We start from the raw sequence: 14,779 nt of genomic DNA on the forward strand, positions 1-14,779 counted from the left end.
TTTTTATGTCTTTTAGGCTTTTTAATCAGCAAGAAACTGTCCAAAGTGCCTGAACGCAGGAGGTGAAACCGATGATATTCAGGAGCTTATTTCAAAATGAATCAGATTTACAGAACCCGAAAGACTGGCTAGTGAATCTACTTGGTGGTTCCACTACGTATAGTGGGGAACGCGTAACAGGTGACACAGCTCTATTAAACAGTAATGTCTACACATGCGCTAGTATTTTAGGCGGCGATATTGGTAAGCTACCAATCCAGATTTTCACTAGAAAGGGGGGCAGAATTGAACGAGATAGGAACCATCCGGTCACGAACCTACTAGGCATTCGGCCCAATCCGTATATGAGCGCCTACACGTTTAAAGAGTTGTTACAGGTACATCTGATGCTATGGGGGAATGCCTACGCCCTGATTGATTGGGGATGGGATGGCAGACCGCAAGCATTATGGCCGTTAAATCCATCGTTGACAGAAGTAACCACCGATCTGAACACAGGTGAAGTATGGTATATAACGACTTTGACAAATGGAGAACAACGTAAAATACCGTGGTTTGATGTACTCCATGTAAAGGCTATTAGTAAGACAGGATTAAAAGGTATTTCCCCTATTTCAGTCATCCGCGAAAAGCTTGGTATACAACAAGCGTCAGATAAATTCATTGGTGCGTTTTATGCGAATGGTACGACTAGCAGAGGGATTTTAAAAGTACCAGATATTTTACAGCCGGAGGCGAAGGATCGAACAAGAGAAGAATGGCAGAAATTAAATTCCGGATTAAATAACGCTCACAAGGTTGCCATTTTAGACGGGGGGTTGGATTATCAAAGCTTAGGAATGCCGTTGAAAGATGCTGAGTTTATTGAAACCCAAAAGTTCGGCATTGGTGAAATAGCCAAAATCTATAAAATTCCACCCCATAAGTTAGGGCAGTTGGATCGGGCTACCTTTTCCAACATTGAACATCAATCCATTGAATACGTAAAAAACACCTTGCAGCCCATCATAACGAATTGGGAGCAAGAAATTGATTATAAGTTGTTCACAAGCAAAGAGCGCAAACAGTATTATTCCAAGTTTAATGTGGAAAGCGAGCTACGCGGAGATAGTCAAAGTCGTGCCCAATACTACAAGGACATGGTATCTATTTCTAGTATCACGTTTAACGAGATAAGGGAGAAGGAAAACCAGAACGGCTATGGGGAAATTGGCGATAGACCTATCATTCCATTGAATATGACGTGGTTGGATCAACTAGAGGAGCTACAAAAAACGAAGGCTAGAAAAGGGGGGAAGCAAACAGATGAATAAGAGAGAAACGAGGCATATTCTCCACCCGATCGAAGTTCGATCTGATAAAGAAAATGGTCAACTTTCCATTCATGGATATGTCGTCAAGTTTAACGAGCGCAGCAAGCTGATTTATGGGGAATTTTACGAAAAAGTGGCTCAAGGTGCGTTCTCTCGAAGTCTCGAAGAAAACACCATTAAAGCCCTATGGAATCATCGAACGGATTACGTTCTTGGTTCAACGAAAAATGAAACTCTCAGATTGTATGAAGATGATATTGGTCTACGATTCGAAGTTGATCTACCTAACAACACCTGGGGTAAGGATGCTTATGAATCCATCCAGCGCGGAGATGTAGACGGGGTTTCATTTGGTTTTCATGTCAGAAAAGATGCTTGGACATATCTAAAGGACGAAGATGTCTATGAGCGAACGTTGACAGACATAAACCTTGCTGAAATCTCGCCTACACCCTTTCCGGCCTATGAGTCTAGCGAAGTGAATCAACGGAGCATGGAGCAATTTGGGATCACGACAAAAGAGCAGCGCAAACATGAAAAAGAAAAATTATTACTAGAAATTGACCTTATATCAATCGGATAAAGGTCTTTTTTATATTCTAAAAAGCGAGGGATAAACAACATGAATGAAAAAGAACGCGAACTACGTCAAGAACTAGCAAATGTATTGGAAGAAGCACGCAGCGCAACAGAATCAGGCAAGTTAGAAGAGGCCCGTAAACATGCAGACAAAGCCAAGGAACTACGGAAACGGGTTGATTTAATGGAGGAACTACGCAACATGAAACCGCCTAAAACAGAGCCAGTACAAGAGTCACGCGGCGAAGAAGATGCGATTGAATACCGCGATGTTTTCATGAAGGGGTTGCGCAATAAAAGTCTTACTGGTGAAGAACGTGAGGTACTTGAAAAGGTAAAAATGGAAGAGCGCGCCATGTCAGGTTTAACGGAAGAGGATGGAAATTTAATCATTCCGCAGGACATTCAAACGAAAATTAACGAGCTGTCGCGTTCGTTTGATGCTCTAGAGCAGTTTGTTACTGTCGAGCCAGTAAACACCCGTTCCGGTTCCCGTGTCTTGGAAAAAAACGCCGACATGGTTCCGTTTGCCGAAGTCGATGAAATGGGACTAATTAACGAAACGGACAACCCTAAGTTCGGGAAATTGAACTATGCGATTAAGGATCGGGCAGGTATTCTTCCTCTGTCCCGTAGTTTGCTACAAGATAGCGACCAAAACATTATTGCATACGTAACAAAATGGCTTGGAAAAAAATCTAAGATAACGAGAAATAGTCTTATTTTAGAGAAGTTAAAAGCACTCAAGAAAAAAACATTAAAAGAAGTGGACGACATCAAAGACGTTCTTAACGTTGACCTTGATCCTGCTATTTCTGCTGGTGCTATTATTTTGACAAACCAGGACGGTTATAATCATTTGGACAAACTCAAAGACAACGAAGGAAAGTATTTACTACAGCCCGACCCTACGCAGTCTACCCGTAAAACATTGTTTGGAAAATCGGTGGTTGTTGTATCTAACCGATTCTTGCCAACCACAGCCAAAAAAGCACCTTGCATCATTGGTGATTTGAAAGAGGCTATCGTGTTGTTCAAACGCGAGCAAATGGAACTTGCATCAACGGAAACAGGTGGGGACGCATTTAAACGGAATACGCTAGATGTCCGCGCGATTCAACGCGATGATGTTCAATTATGGGACGATCAAGCTGCTGTATTTGGTGAGCTTGATTTAACACCAAAACCAGTAGAAACCAAGTAGGTGTGTAAATGCTAACCACCCTAGAAAAGACGAAACAAATGCTAGGTATGAGAGGAAATGTTGTGGGTGATACGCTCCTATCTACCTACATTACGGTTGCCTCTCAGCAAATAGAAGCCTATTGCAAGCGCAAGTTTAGGAAACAAGACTACACAGAATATCATGATGGTGGACAACACACGATTAACCTTTTGCATCTACCGATCCATGACGTACATCATGTAAAAGGGCCTTCTGGTTCCATGGAGTACAAGCTACTTGAAGCCCACGGGAGTATTTATTGCCCCTATGGGTTTCCTGCTGGCAAATATGGGATTGAAATTGAATATAACGGTGGGTACGTCTTGCCAGGGGAAGCAACAGAAGACAACCCACAGACGTTACCAGAAGCAATTGAAATGGCTTGTATCCTTCTTGTAAAGGACTTATTACATGAGTCTACAAGAGTCCAGGGGATTGAATCGGAACGCTTAGATGTCATGCAGGTGAAGTACAGACCGGAGAAAAAAGCAACTCTATCCCAATTGCCACTCCATGTGGCCGCCTTATTATCTCCTTATGTAAGCAGGTGGATATAGTGCGTGTGAATGTGAAAGTACGTGAGGATAAAAAGACGATTAGAAAGGTTAAAAAACAAGTGGCTGAACTATCCAGAACACGGGCGAAAGTAGGATATTTGCAAGATAGAGAACAACTGTTGATTGCTATTTTTAATGAATACGGGGCGAAGATACCTGTGACGGATAAGGTCAGAGGTCTTTTTATTGCCCTTGGAATGCCATTAAAAAAAGACAAGAAATATATCATCGTTCCTGAGCGCTCCTTTTTGCGTGCTGGCTATGAAAAAAGTGAACCTACTCTTTTACGTGAAATGGAAAAGCTGCTAGACGATACTCTACAGGGCCGGATTACAGCCGATCAAGCGATGAAGAGGGCTGCCAAGAAGCTAACCGCCGATGTGAAAGATCATATGCAGTCTGGATCGTTTCAGAAAAACGCACCATTCACACAAAAGTTAAAAGGTGGCAACAATCCCCTCATGGATGAGAAAAAGTTGATTGATTCACTTGAATTTGAGGTGACAAGATGGTGAATGAAAGGATTTTTCAATTCAGCGGCTTACTCAACCGTTTTACAACAACGTTTGAAGTGGAAGTTAAAACAAAAGGAGACTATGACGACACGGGGCGTTGGGTGGAAGGAACGGAAAAAAATGAGCAGCGTACAGGGGCAATTGTTCCTATGCCTATGCGCATTGTAATGGAGCAAGGTGGTCGGTTTACTCAATCCGATCACCTTTTATATTGCCTTGATCCGATAGAGCTGCACAGTGAAGTTACGTATGCTGGTAACAGCTATCGAGTAGAAGAACCAACCGACTTTACCGCGTATGCAGACTGTTATCGTTATGTATTAAAGAGGGTGAGTCCATTTGATTAACTACAAGCAATTTGAACAAAACGTCATTACAGGAATGGCAAAAGCCCTGGGAATCAAGGTCATTGCAGCCGATGGCTCAGGAGATCAACCCCCCTATCCATTTATGACGTACAAGTATGTGACTCCTTATAAAGATAAGTCACCTATGCCTATTGAAAAGTATGTACCCACAGCCGATACGCTAGAGGTTCACGCACAAAAGCAGGTAGAAATGACGTTATCAATCACCTGCTGCCATAAAGACCAGCGAGAGGCGTTACAAATAGCGAACCAGGCTAGACAGTGGGTAGTTGGACAGGCAAGGCAAGGGTTACGAGATAACGGAATTGTGGTGGTTTCTGCTGGTGATACGCAAGAGCGTAACGCCTTGTATGAATTTGCTTATGAGTATCGAGCAGGGTATGACGCGAAATTTAGAGTAATAGATTCCTTTACGTATACCCATAGCGAATGGATAGAAAAAACGAAAGTTTCCGAGGAGGTTATACCAGATGGCGTTAGAAGACGTTAAGGTTATTATTGATTTACAAAAACCGTCAGGTCGCTTGGGCTTTGGTGTCCCATTAATTTTGGGCCAAAAAAAGGGAGGTCATGCCTACAAAAAATATTATGGCCTAGACGAAGTACAAACCGATTTTCCTGATACCACCCTAGAATACAAAATGGCAAAAGCAATTTTTCTACAAGGTGACAAGGCCCCTGCCTTTATTAGCATTGTAGCCAAAGGGACAGAAGAAGAGGAAACCTATACCAGCTTGCTTGAATCATTGAGCGGAAAAGGCTGGTATTTTGTTTTGATGACGGCTGGAACCGAAGCCGATTATATGGCGATTAACGAGCATTTACAACTACTAGATTACGGAATGTGCGTTGCTCGCGTAACAACGAAAGAAGAGGCCGCCGCCTTACAAGCTAAGAAGTTGGAACGAACAATGGCTTGGTATCATCCTAACGCTGCCCAATGGATTGATGCTGCTGTTGTTGGTGCCATTGGATCAGCACAGGTTGGTTCTGTCACATGGAAGTTCAAAGAGCTAAAAGGTATTGATCCTGTTGAACTTACCTCTGGTGACTTACAAGCGATTCATGACGCTGGCGCTAACACGTATGTAATGAAAGCTGGAGAGCCACGAACAAGTGAAGGAAAGCTAGTCTATGGCGAGTACATTGACACGATCCACGGCAAAGATTTTGTGAAATACACGATGGAAAAAGAACTGCAACACTTGTTAAACAACACACCAAAAATCCCATACACCAACGCAGGTATTTCACTGATTGAGGGACGAGGTACCAAGGTGCTTTCGATGGCATACCAACAAGGCATTATTGCAGATGAAAACGGCGTTCCCTTGTATAGCATGAATTTCAAAAAACGCAATGAAGTCAGTGAACAGGATCGAGCCGAGCGCACCTATCAAGGGGGTTCTTTCGCCTTTGAATTAGCAGGGGCGATCCATGAAACGACTGTGAAAGGAATCATTCGATATTAAGAAAAGCAGGTGATGAGAAATGGCAGTAACTAGCTATGACGCTATGGAAGTTACGGTGACGGTTAACGGTACATTTATTACGGGCTTCACGGATGGTAGTTTTGTGGAGTGTGAAAAAGACGAAGATCATTTTTCTACCAGTGTAGGGGCACAAGGCGATGTTGTTGTCTCAGAAATTAATAACCCATTGGGTACAATTAAGCTCACGTTACAAGCAACTAGCCCGTCTGTGGCTTTTCTAAATACATTAGCGAAACAAAAAGAAATGAGTGACATTTGGGTTATTTCGAATGGCGAACCAAAAGAAAAGACAGGTGGCACGCAAGCACGCATTAAGAAACAGGCAGCAGTCAGTTACAGCGATGAGGCAGAAGATCGAGAGTTTGAAATTGTCGTGCTAGATTATACCCAAGAGTAAGGATCAACAAGTCCTTGCTCTTTTTTTCTGTGAAAAACCGAACGATATACAGCACATATTTGGATCCTAAAAGGACAAAAGACGAACGATAAAAACAAAAATTTAGGATCTGATATCGCAAGAACACGAACTATAACCAAAGGGAGAGATTATACATGGCAAAACAACACATTGAAAAGATCAACGAGACAGAATACACCTTACAACATCCAGGAATGCGAGCAGCCGTCCAAATGCGTGACCGTTGCAAAAATAAGCATGGGGTGTTAATTGAAGAGAATTATTTTGCGGAACTAATGAAACATGTCATTGTACATCCAAAAGTATCATGGAGCTACTTTGATGAAGAGAACGGCGAGGATTTTGATGAGCTGATGACGTTAGCGTCAGAGTTTGTAAATACCTCTTACTCTTCTTTTCGGAAGTCCCGTTTACAAGACGAAAGCGAAGAATAATTGGGCCTTTTGGCGCTTAGTCTTATCAGATGGTGGTATCTCCTATCAAGATGCTTGTCAGATGGATTGGGACGACATTTTCGAAGCTAATGCGGCCTTGGATTATATGGTGGAGCTACAAAACAAAGCTGGTAAAAAAGGTCGGAAGAGGAAGGGGGGCAAATAGTGTCTTTACGTAAACTATTTGTTGATGTCGGTTATAAGATATCCTCTAGTCCTCTTGAAGCACTAGACAAACGGTTAACTAAACTTTCAGGCGCAAGCACAAGAACGTTCGATAGCATGAATGAAAGCATGGGTAAGGCTGGAAAGTCTATGAAGGCAGTAGCGGAAAGGTCAGGGGCGTTAGGCTCTACTGTATCCAAGGTACAACATGCGACTGACCAGGCAACGAAAGCGACCGAACGAGCCAACAAAGCTAATGCACTAGCAGCCAAGGCAGTAGATCGAGCAGCGGCGGCCCATGAACGGGCCACAAAAGCGGCTGAACGAGCAAAGACGGCCATAGAAAAGGCAACTGCTATTACGAAAAGCTCAATCTCATCTGATGAAGCAAAGGCAAGGGCTTTACAACGGGTGCAAGCTGCAACAGAAAAGGCGATTAGCTCTGCAACAAAAGCGCAACAAGCGGACGAAAGAGCAAAGCGCGCAACCATAGCAGCAGCCGAAGCAAGTCGAAACGCAATCCATTCCTCAGAAGGTGTCACGCGCGCGTTGGATCGGCAACAAAAAGCGGCACAACGCGCGAGTAGAGAAATGGAAGGTTTGCGACAGAAATACGGGGACTTTTCAAACGGCTCCCTGAAAGTGATGAATAAAATAGATCAAGCCTCTGGTGATATACAAGTCGCTGGAGGCTTTTTGCTAGCCGGAGGCGCTGGCATTGCAGCCGGATTAGGTTCAGCTATTAAAACGGCTACCGATTTTGAATATGCAATGAGCCGTGTCGGAGCCGTTTCAGGTGCTACTGACACACAAATGGAAGCATTGACCAAGCGAGCCAAAGAGCTTGGGGCGTCCACTGTTTTTACAAGTAGCCAAGCGGCTGAAGGTATGCAGTATCTAGCGATGGCAGGTTTCAAGAGTAATGAAATCATTGAGGCTATGCCTGGTGTGTTAGATGCGGCGGCGGCAGGGCAAATCAGTCTGGGCGATGCAGCAAATATTACGTCAAACATTATGTCAGGCTTTGGGCTTGCTGCTACCGAGTCACAACGTGCAGCGGATGTCCTCACGAAAGCTTTCACAACGTCCAATACAACGTTACTAGGTATCGGGGAAACGATGAAATATGTTGCACCGGCGGCACATGCGGTGGGGTGGTCGCTCGAAGATATGGCAGCGGCTTCCGGTTATCTGGGTAACGTTGGTCTTGATGCGTCTATGGCTGGTACAGCGTTACGAGCTTCTGTCACTCGATTAGCTGGCCCGACAACCGAAGCGGCTGACTTGATGAAGTATTACGGCATTAGTTTGGAAGATGCTAACGGAAAAATGAGAAGGTTACCGGATATTCTTGGTCAAATGAAATCAGCGTTTGCGAATTTAAGTGATGCAGAGCGGGCGAGTGCTGTACAAACCATTTTTGGTACAGAAGCAATGAGCGCTATGCTTGCTTTGATGGACGATCCAAAAGGGTTGGACACATACAGCCAAACGTTAAAGGATTCAACTGGAAAGGCTGCTGAAATCGCTACAAGACAAATGGATAACCTTAAAGGCGCTACTGAGAAAATGAAATCGGCGGTAGAAGGCGCTCAGTTATCTATTGGTGAGGCGTTTGTCCCTATTCTGACGCAGCTATCTTCTGGCATAACCAGCGTAGTTGATAAGTTCAACGGTTTACGTGATGGAACCAAGAAAACAATCGCTATCATTCTTGCGGTGACGGCTGCTGCTACTCTTTTAGGTGGGGCATTTCTCATTTTTATCTCGCTTCTGCCTTCTATGTTAGCCGGATTCAGCGCTATTTCCGGTGTCGCAGGTATTGTGTCTGGAATCGCAAGCCCTATCTTGGGTGTAATTGCAGCTATCGTAGGGATCGGTGCTGCTGTTTATTTTGCTTACCAGAAATTTGAGCCATTCAGAAATATGGTAGATTCGGCTATCCGTACCGTTAAAGAGTTTGCAGTCGGTATTTTTGGTGAGATTCAAAATTTCTTTGCAGAAAATAGTACGTTGTTTGCAGAAGCTGCCCAAGGTATTTCTATTTTCTTAACCGATACATTTACAGCCTTACAACCTGTATTAACCGTCATTTGGAAAGTAGCTTTATTTGTCATTAAAGATGTATGGAGCAACATAAAGGGTGTTATTCAAGGAGCAGTCGGCATTATCCTCAATACCATAAAAATATTTTCTGCTCTATTCTCTGGAAACTGGTCGGCATTATGGGAAGGTGTGAAAGGCTTGGTAAGCAGTGCCTTGCAGTTTATTTGGAGCCTTATAAACCTTACGTTCCTTGGGCGATTACTTGGCCCTATTCGTACAGGGTTTGGGCTGATAAAAGGCATTGTATCAGGTGGTTGGGCGGCAGTGAAATCATTCTTTGTCAGTGGCGTGAATGGAGCTAGAAGCCTTGTTAGTAACATGGTGTCTGCCCTAACAGGCAATTTTACAAACCTGTGGAACAGCGTAAAAACTATTGTGACAGGAATAAAAGACAGTATCGTCAATGGCTGGAAAGCTGCCGTTGATTTTCTTAAAAACATTGATTTATTTGAGATTGGAAAAAACGTAGTCCAGGGATTCGTGAATGGGATCAAGAGTATGGTCGGTGACATTAAGGAATCTATTGCAGGTATCGCAACATCTGCTGTCGATCAGTTTAAATCTGTGCTTGATATACATTCACCATCACGCGTGTTTATGGAGCTAGGTGGTTTTACAGGGGAAGGGTACGGGATCGGTATTCAAAACAGCTTGCCGGATGTAAGTCGGGCTATTTCTTCTCTAGCAGGTGAAACAGTTGGAGGAATGGCCCAAACGCCTAATACAGCCCAGGCGGTGCATTCCTCTATGTATAACAATCACACTACCAATAACACCTCTGGCCCTACCAAAGTTGAAATCAATATTAACGTACAAGGTAATGCGGATAGTAGCACGGTTCAAGAAATAAAACAAGAAGCTAAAAAAGCAGTAGATGAGGCTTTCAAATCGTTCGGGCGCAGAAATCCCAAGCATGTGGAGGTATAAGAAATGGCAACGATTACTGGAATGGAAATCCATGTGATAAACGAAAAGCCCTCATACAGTGTAAAGGTTTCCGAGCATCCGGTTGAAAACGGTGCAGCCATTACAGACCACGTAGAACCAGCACTAAAGAAGTTCGCTATCACTGGTCTGATGGTTGGCCCAGAAGCCGCACAAACTCGCCAGAACCTTGTGAACCTCATGAATGCTGGTGAACCAGTAACCTACACGGGACGAAATATTTTTACAAAAAGTATTATAGAGTCGATAGAAACGGATCATCACGCCCAGGTAGCAAACGGAATGGCTTTTACGATGCAAATACGTGAGTTACGGCGCGTAGAACAAAAATTCAGTGTTAATCTACCAAAACAAGCTATTACCAATGTGAAACTGGTTTCTACTACGGGACGAAAACAAGTCAAAACAACCAAGAAAGGGAAAAAGGCAACGAAAGCAAAAAGCTCTCAACCAACCGGAAAAAAACACACGGTTAGAAAGGGGCAAACCTGGGAAAGTATCGCGAGTCAGTACGGTGTAGATGTCAAGAAAATGAGGAAATGGAATGGACATATCCCAAAGAGTGTAAGGCTAAAAGAGGGCATGGTAATTACGGTAGGTTAGGAGTTGAGGGCGTATGGAGTATATACCAATTGAAAAAGAGTTAATTCCTTACAAGATGGAAATAGAGCTAGGAGTTGAGCTATTTGAAATAGAGATCAATTACAACGATCGGTTTCATTTCTTTACGCTTGACCTGATGAAAAACAACGAGCTGCTAGTCATGGGGGCCAAGCTGGTATATGGGGTTCCCGTTTTTGAAGCATTCGAAGATAACAGGTTTCCAGCTCCCCGACTCCTCCCTATTGATCCAGCGGGAAGAGAAAAACAAATTACCTGGGATAACTTTGGGGAAACAGTCTTGTTACAGGTTGGTGAGGATGATTGAGTTTAGCTTATAAACGAGTGGTTGAGTTACTGGTAGGTAACGTGTCGTTTAAAGCGTCTGAGCTTACTCTAGCCTTTGATGTGCCGTTTAGTGATAACGCAGAGCCGAATGAGAGTCGGATTGATATATACAACCTATCTGATAACACCATAAATGCCATTGCCCATTTTGATAGTAAGATCATTGTAAATGCTGGATACGCTGGCGATGTAGGAACGATCCTAGTAGGTAGATTAGTCGATCTTGAAACATCTTGGAATGGGCCGGATAAACGTACATCCATAATCGTACTGGACAGTGAGCCGTTAAAAGAACGAACGATTGAAAGCAAGGCTTATAAAAAACAAACGTCCGCCTCCACTGTCCTACGAGATTTAATCAAAACGGCTAACTTACAGATTGGTGATTGGTCACTACAAAAGGATATCAAATATGTGGAAGGAATAACGGTTGAAGGATCGGTGATAGAAGCAATTAAAAAAATTGCAGAGGATTGCGAGACGCCATTTTATATCAACAAAGGGCGTCTTTTTTTACGTCCACACAATAAAGGGGACAAGACGAATTTTATTTTGTCACCAAGTACGGGATTGATTGGTTCCCCTCAACTGTTTGTCAGCGAAGGGGAACAAGGATATAGGGCTAAGAGTCTGCTGCAACACAGAATTACCACAAGTAGCTTAATCACCATTCAAAGCAAAGTGGTTCAGGGTTCTCTGAGAGTGGCCCGCGGTCGTCATGTCTATGACGGAACTAATTTTGTTACAGAAATGGAGGCGGTGTTTCATGGATGAGGTGCTAAAGGATTGGTTAGAAAGTGAATTGCGACAACTACACACTGCCACAATAGCAAAGGTTGTCCAGTATGATAAGGCAACGCGTAGAGCCTCTGTACAGCCTCTCATGAAACAAAAGGTCAAAGGGAGGGGTACAATTCCCCTCCCTCTATTAGAAGGCGTACCAGTGCTAAAGCAGCACTTTGAAGTGGGAGGGATGGAACAAGAATATCTACCTATATTGAAGCCTCGTCAAATTGTGCTCATTGTCTTTTCGGAACGAGCGATGGATCAAGCGTTAAAAGGCGAACATGCCTTACCAAATGCTAGGCGTAGACACAGCTTGTCAGATGCCGTTGTTGTTGGGGTGTTAGGATGAGGTCTTTTCTTCTGAAGGACGGCGATCTGGTTTTTGACAAAGGGGAACTTGTCATGGTGGGTGGAAAAAAAGAGGTCAAACAAGCGGTTGAAATTGCCATGAACACCAATAAATATGAGTTCTTTTTGGAAGGAGAACATGGTTTTACACAAGCTGTTCTACATAATAAAAAACCGAATGAAGATGTAATTCGCGAAGCGGTGTATGAAACCATTTCCCAGGAGGAACGGATTGAGCGAGTAACCAAGATCGATATCCATTTTGACCGTAAAGAACGAAAGCTTTTCATTACATTCGAAGCAGTGGCCCATGACGGTACAGAGATCAAGGAGGTGCTAACACGGGATGCTTAATGAACAGGGATTTAAACGTAAGCGATACAGCGACCTACTTACAGAGATAGAAGAACGAGCGCGTACGTTATTTGGCGAGGATATCAATACTACCTTACGTTCCCCGCTTGGAATCCTTATCCGGTTGTTCGCTTGGTTCTTATCTTTGGTCTGGCAACATGCAGAAGAAGTGTATCACAGTGGATTCCGTGACACAGCTACAGGGGTAAGCTTGGATAAATTAGGCGCAGCAGATGGAATCTACCGTCTGCCCGAAAGCGCGGCTATCGGTGTAATAGAAATCGAAGGGAAACCAGGCTACGAAGTGCCGGAGGATACTATAGTGGGAACTGATCAAGAGGTTTGGTTTCGAACCATTGACAGCTTGATCCTTGACGACAATGGAAAGGGTACAGTGCAAGTCACGGCTGTGGAAGCAGGAGGTAATGGAAATGTACCTTCTAATCGAATTACACGACTACTACTGGCTGACTCAAATATTAACACGGTAACAAACCCTACCCCTACCAGAGAAGGTCGAGGCCTGGAAACAGATAAAGAGTATCGGGAGCGGCTGAAAAAAGCAAAAGTCGGCTTGCTCAATGGAGCGCTGTATAAAGTACCAGGAGTGCGATCCGTGACTATCATCGAGAATAAAACGATGCAACCGGATGCAGAGGGCCGGAACCCGAAAAGTTTTGAGGTTTTTGTTTTAGGCGGTAACGATCGGGAGGTTGCCCAAGCGATTTTCGAACACAAACCTGCCGGAATAGAAACTCATGGGGGGATTACGCAAGAAATCACAGACCTATCCGGTGAAAAGCAAATCATTACATTTAGTCGCACCGAAAACGTGCCCGTTTGGATCAAAGCTATTCTTACTACTTCTTCAGCGTTCCTACTTGATGGAGCTGAGAAAGTTCGAACCGAAATAATTCAAATGATCGGTGGACAGGATGAAGACGGAATAAATTATGAAGGTATGAAATCGGGGCAGAATGTCATTATTAATCAGTTAATTGGGGCTGTAATGAAGGTTGAGGGCGTTGAGGATGTTGAGATAAAAGTAAGTACAGATTGTAGTACGTTTCATACGCAAAATATCCCTATTGAAAAGTATAAAAAAGCTGTTGTCCATCACTCGAATATCAAGGTGACAACCCATGTTTAACCTAAAGGATTTTCTTGCAAGACTTACCGACAACTACGCAAAAAACCCTGATAGCAACATGGGTAAAGTCATCCGGTTGTTCCAGGAGCAAATTCAGCAACTCGATCAGTCATTTAGTGTAATTGCAGATAATCGGGATGAAAATCAAGCAGCGGGCGAATGGCTAGATACCATTGGAAAAGAAGTAGGACAACCACGGGGAAAAGCTGCTGACGAAGTATATCGAATGTTAATCAAAAGTAAAAGGGCAAAGAACCGTTCTCGCGGTGAAATAAATACCATTATCCAGGTACTTGCTGATGCTTTGCAAGTGCCTGTTTCTGATGTAAAGGTTGTAGAACTATTCAATAGTGATCTGCTAAAAGAACCAGCAGCCTTTCTAGTAAAAGTCAAAGGATATGAGCAATTAAACAAGACAACTCTGGATGCATTTTCAGAGCTTGCTGGCCCTGGAATACGAATGTATTTTCAACCGTTAAGCAACTTCACTGAGTTATCAGGGTGGGGGGAAAACATTACACACGTTGGCTTTAGTTGTCCTATCCCGAATGACGAGCTTTACCCGTCAGACGAACTTTACCCTTGTTAGGAGGAAATAACATGATTGAACGTGGCGGTTGGGCTGGTGAGTACAACGTAACTGTATGTAAAGGTGACGGTACAGAAACCAAGCTGCACATAAAAAATATGATTACAGACGCTGGATTAAACTTTTTAAGAGACGGACTAGCAGGGAAACACAGCGATTTAAAAATAAAGTACCTGGCGTTGGGAGATTCATCCGATTCGGTACAGAGGAATCAAACGAAGTTAGCTAATGAACGATTTAGAATCGCGTTTGCTGCTCAGGAAGATGGTGGCACAGGAGTCTTGCGGTCTGTTTGTGCCATTCCTGATGATGAAGCATTATTTCATATTCGGGAATTAGGGATATTCGCTGGTAAAGATGCTGACCAAAACCAAAATACCGGAATCATGGTGTCACGTATTCTTTTTGATTTTGATAAATCAAGGGAGTCAGTACCATTTACATTACGTTTCGAGCGGATCGACACGATTGGGAGGTTATAACGTA

19 protein-coding genes are annotated in these 14,779 nt (G+C 43.5%); all 19 read left to right on the top strand.

Annotated features, from left to right (window positions below):
- Nucleotides 1-71 precede the first annotated feature (71 nt).
- The 19 genes from ACQV1I_RS04430 (at nt 72) to ACQV1I_RS04520 (ending at nt 14,775) form a co-directional block, all read left to right on the top strand.
- Complete coding sequence (locus ACQV1I_RS04430; RefSeq protein WP_438769076.1) at nt 72-1,313, top strand: phage portal protein; 1,242 nt, start codon at nt 72-74, stop codon at nt 1,311-1,313.
- The gene (locus ACQV1I_RS04435) at nt 1,306-1,896 is read left to right on the top strand and encodes an HK97 family phage prohead protease (protein WP_438769077.1); all 591 of its coding nucleotides are present in this window, start codon (nt 1,306-1,308) and stop codon (nt 1,894-1,896) included. The genes ACQV1I_RS04430 and ACQV1I_RS04435 overlap by 8 nt, the downstream gene beginning before the upstream one ends.
- Before the next feature lie 39 nt (nt 1,897-1,935).
- Nucleotides 1,936-3,096: a phage major capsid protein gene (locus ACQV1I_RS04440; RefSeq protein WP_438769078.1), complete on the top strand. Its 1,161-nt coding sequence runs from the start codon at nt 1,936-1,938 to the stop codon at nt 3,094-3,096.
- 8 nt (nt 3,097-3,104) lie between these two features.
- A complete protein-coding gene (locus ACQV1I_RS04445; protein WP_438769079.1) occupies nt 3,105-3,674 on the top strand; it encodes a phage head-tail connector protein in 570 nt (189 codons plus the stop codon).
- Nucleotides 3,675-3,679: 5 nt separating this feature from the next.
- Entirely contained in the window at nt 3,680-4,189 is a 510-nt protein-coding gene (locus ACQV1I_RS04450) for a hypothetical protein (RefSeq protein WP_438769080.1), read from the top strand.
- Entirely contained in the window at nt 4,186-4,536 is a 351-nt protein-coding gene (locus tag ACQV1I_RS04455; RefSeq protein WP_438769081.1) for a hypothetical protein, read from the top strand. The genes ACQV1I_RS04450 and ACQV1I_RS04455 overlap by 4 nt, the downstream gene beginning before the upstream one ends.
- Complete coding sequence (locus ACQV1I_RS04460) at nt 4,529-5,047, top strand: phage neck terminator protein (protein ID WP_438769082.1); 519 nt, start codon at nt 4,529-4,531, stop codon at nt 5,045-5,047. The genes ACQV1I_RS04455 and ACQV1I_RS04460 overlap by 8 nt, the downstream gene beginning before the upstream one ends.
- Nucleotides 5,028-6,029, top strand: a complete 1,002-nt coding sequence (locus ACQV1I_RS04465; protein WP_438769083.1) for a DUF3383 family protein — start codon at nt 5,028-5,030, stop codon at nt 6,027-6,029. The genes ACQV1I_RS04460 and ACQV1I_RS04465 overlap by 20 nt, the downstream gene beginning before the upstream one ends.
- A 19-nt stretch (nt 6,030-6,048) precedes the next feature.
- Nucleotides 6,049-6,447: a phage structural protein gene (locus ACQV1I_RS04470; protein WP_116334763.1), complete on the top strand. Its 399-nt coding sequence runs from the start codon at nt 6,049-6,051 to the stop codon at nt 6,445-6,447.
- A gap of 155 nt (nt 6,448-6,602) precedes the next feature.
- Entirely contained in the window at nt 6,603-6,902 is a 300-nt protein-coding gene (locus ACQV1I_RS04475) for a hypothetical protein (RefSeq protein WP_116334762.1), read from the top strand.
- 165 nt (nt 6,903-7,067) lie between these two features.
- Nucleotides 7,068-10,100, top strand: a complete 3,033-nt coding sequence (locus ACQV1I_RS04480; protein ID WP_438769084.1) for a phage tail tape measure protein — start codon at nt 7,068-7,070, stop codon at nt 10,098-10,100.
- Nucleotides 10,101-10,103: 3 nt separating this feature from the next.
- Entirely contained in the window at nt 10,104-10,721 is a 618-nt protein-coding gene (locus tag ACQV1I_RS04485) for a LysM peptidoglycan-binding domain-containing protein (RefSeq protein WP_438769085.1), read from the top strand.
- Nucleotides 10,722-10,734: 13 nt separating this feature from the next.
- A complete protein-coding gene (locus tag ACQV1I_RS04490) occupies nt 10,735-11,046 on the top strand; it encodes a phage baseplate plug family protein (RefSeq protein WP_438769086.1) in 312 nt (103 codons plus the stop codon).
- On the top strand, nt 11,043-11,840 hold the full coding sequence (locus tag ACQV1I_RS04495; RefSeq protein WP_438769087.1) for a phage protein: 798 nt from the start codon (nt 11,043-11,045) through the stop codon (nt 11,838-11,840). Before ACQV1I_RS04490 ends, ACQV1I_RS04495 begins: the two co-directional genes overlap by 4 nt.
- On the top strand, nt 11,833-12,201 hold the full coding sequence (locus ACQV1I_RS04500) for a Gp138 family membrane-puncturing spike protein (RefSeq protein WP_438769088.1): 369 nt from the start codon (nt 11,833-11,835) through the stop codon (nt 12,199-12,201). Before ACQV1I_RS04495 ends, ACQV1I_RS04500 begins: the two co-directional genes overlap by 8 nt.
- A complete protein-coding gene (locus ACQV1I_RS04505; RefSeq protein WP_438769089.1) occupies nt 12,198-12,554 on the top strand; it encodes a DUF2634 domain-containing protein in 357 nt (118 codons plus the stop codon). Before ACQV1I_RS04500 ends, ACQV1I_RS04505 begins: the two co-directional genes overlap by 4 nt.
- Nucleotides 12,547-13,704: a baseplate J/gp47 family protein gene (locus tag ACQV1I_RS04510; RefSeq protein WP_438769090.1), complete on the top strand. Its 1,158-nt coding sequence runs from the start codon at nt 12,547-12,549 to the stop codon at nt 13,702-13,704. Before ACQV1I_RS04505 ends, ACQV1I_RS04510 begins: the two co-directional genes overlap by 8 nt.
- A complete protein-coding gene (locus ACQV1I_RS04515; protein WP_438769091.1) occupies nt 13,697-14,293 on the top strand; it encodes a hypothetical protein in 597 nt (198 codons plus the stop codon). Before ACQV1I_RS04510 ends, ACQV1I_RS04515 begins: the two co-directional genes overlap by 8 nt.
- A gap of 11 nt (nt 14,294-14,304) precedes the next feature.
- Nucleotides 14,305-14,775, top strand: coding sequence for a hypothetical protein (locus tag ACQV1I_RS04520; protein WP_438769092.1), 471 nt, complete (start codon nt 14,305-14,307; stop codon nt 14,773-14,775).
- The last annotated feature ends 4 nt before the right edge of the window (nt 14,776-14,779 follow it).

The sequence above is a fragment of the Brevibacillus sp. JB24b genome (assembly GCF_051713385.1).
GTDB lineage: Bacteria > Bacillota > Bacilli > Brevibacillales > Brevibacillaceae > Brevibacillus_B > Brevibacillus_B laterosporus.

Coding starts and splice junctions, on each gene's coding strand:
- ACQV1I_RS04465 (WP_438769083.1), top strand. CDS start 5,028: ATGGCGTTAGAAGACGTTAAGGTTATTATTGATTTACAAAAACCGTCA.
- ACQV1I_RS04435 (WP_438769077.1), top strand. CDS start 1,306: ATGAATAAGAGAGAAACGAGGCATATTCTCCACCCGATCGAAGTTCGA.
- ACQV1I_RS04505 (WP_438769089.1), top strand. CDS start 12,198: ATGAGGTCTTTTCTTCTGAAGGACGGCGATCTGGTTTTTGACAAAGGG.
- ACQV1I_RS04490 (WP_438769086.1), top strand. CDS start 10,735: ATGGAGTATATACCAATTGAAAAAGAGTTAATTCCTTACAAGATGGAA.
- ACQV1I_RS04485 (WP_438769085.1), top strand. CDS start 10,104: ATGGCAACGATTACTGGAATGGAAATCCATGTGATAAACGAAAAGCCC.
- ACQV1I_RS04470 (WP_116334763.1), top strand. CDS start 6,049: ATGGCAGTAACTAGCTATGACGCTATGGAAGTTACGGTGACGGTTAAC.
- ACQV1I_RS04430 (WP_438769076.1), top strand. CDS start 72: ATGATATTCAGGAGCTTATTTCAAAATGAATCAGATTTACAGAACCCG.
- ACQV1I_RS04510 (WP_438769090.1), top strand. CDS start 12,547: ATGCTTAATGAACAGGGATTTAAACGTAAGCGATACAGCGACCTACTT.
- ACQV1I_RS04440 (WP_438769078.1), top strand. CDS start 1,936: ATGAATGAAAAAGAACGCGAACTACGTCAAGAACTAGCAAATGTATTG.
- ACQV1I_RS04475 (WP_116334762.1), top strand. CDS start 6,603: ATGGCAAAACAACACATTGAAAAGATCAACGAGACAGAATACACCTTA.
- ACQV1I_RS04520 (WP_438769092.1), top strand. CDS start 14,305: ATGATTGAACGTGGCGGTTGGGCTGGTGAGTACAACGTAACTGTATGT.
- ACQV1I_RS04500 (WP_438769088.1), top strand. CDS start 11,833: ATGGATGAGGTGCTAAAGGATTGGTTAGAAAGTGAATTGCGACAACTA.
- ACQV1I_RS04445 (WP_438769079.1), top strand. CDS start 3,105: ATGCTAACCACCCTAGAAAAGACGAAACAAATGCTAGGTATGAGAGGA.
- ACQV1I_RS04515 (WP_438769091.1), top strand. CDS start 13,697: ATGTTTAACCTAAAGGATTTTCTTGCAAGACTTACCGACAACTACGCA.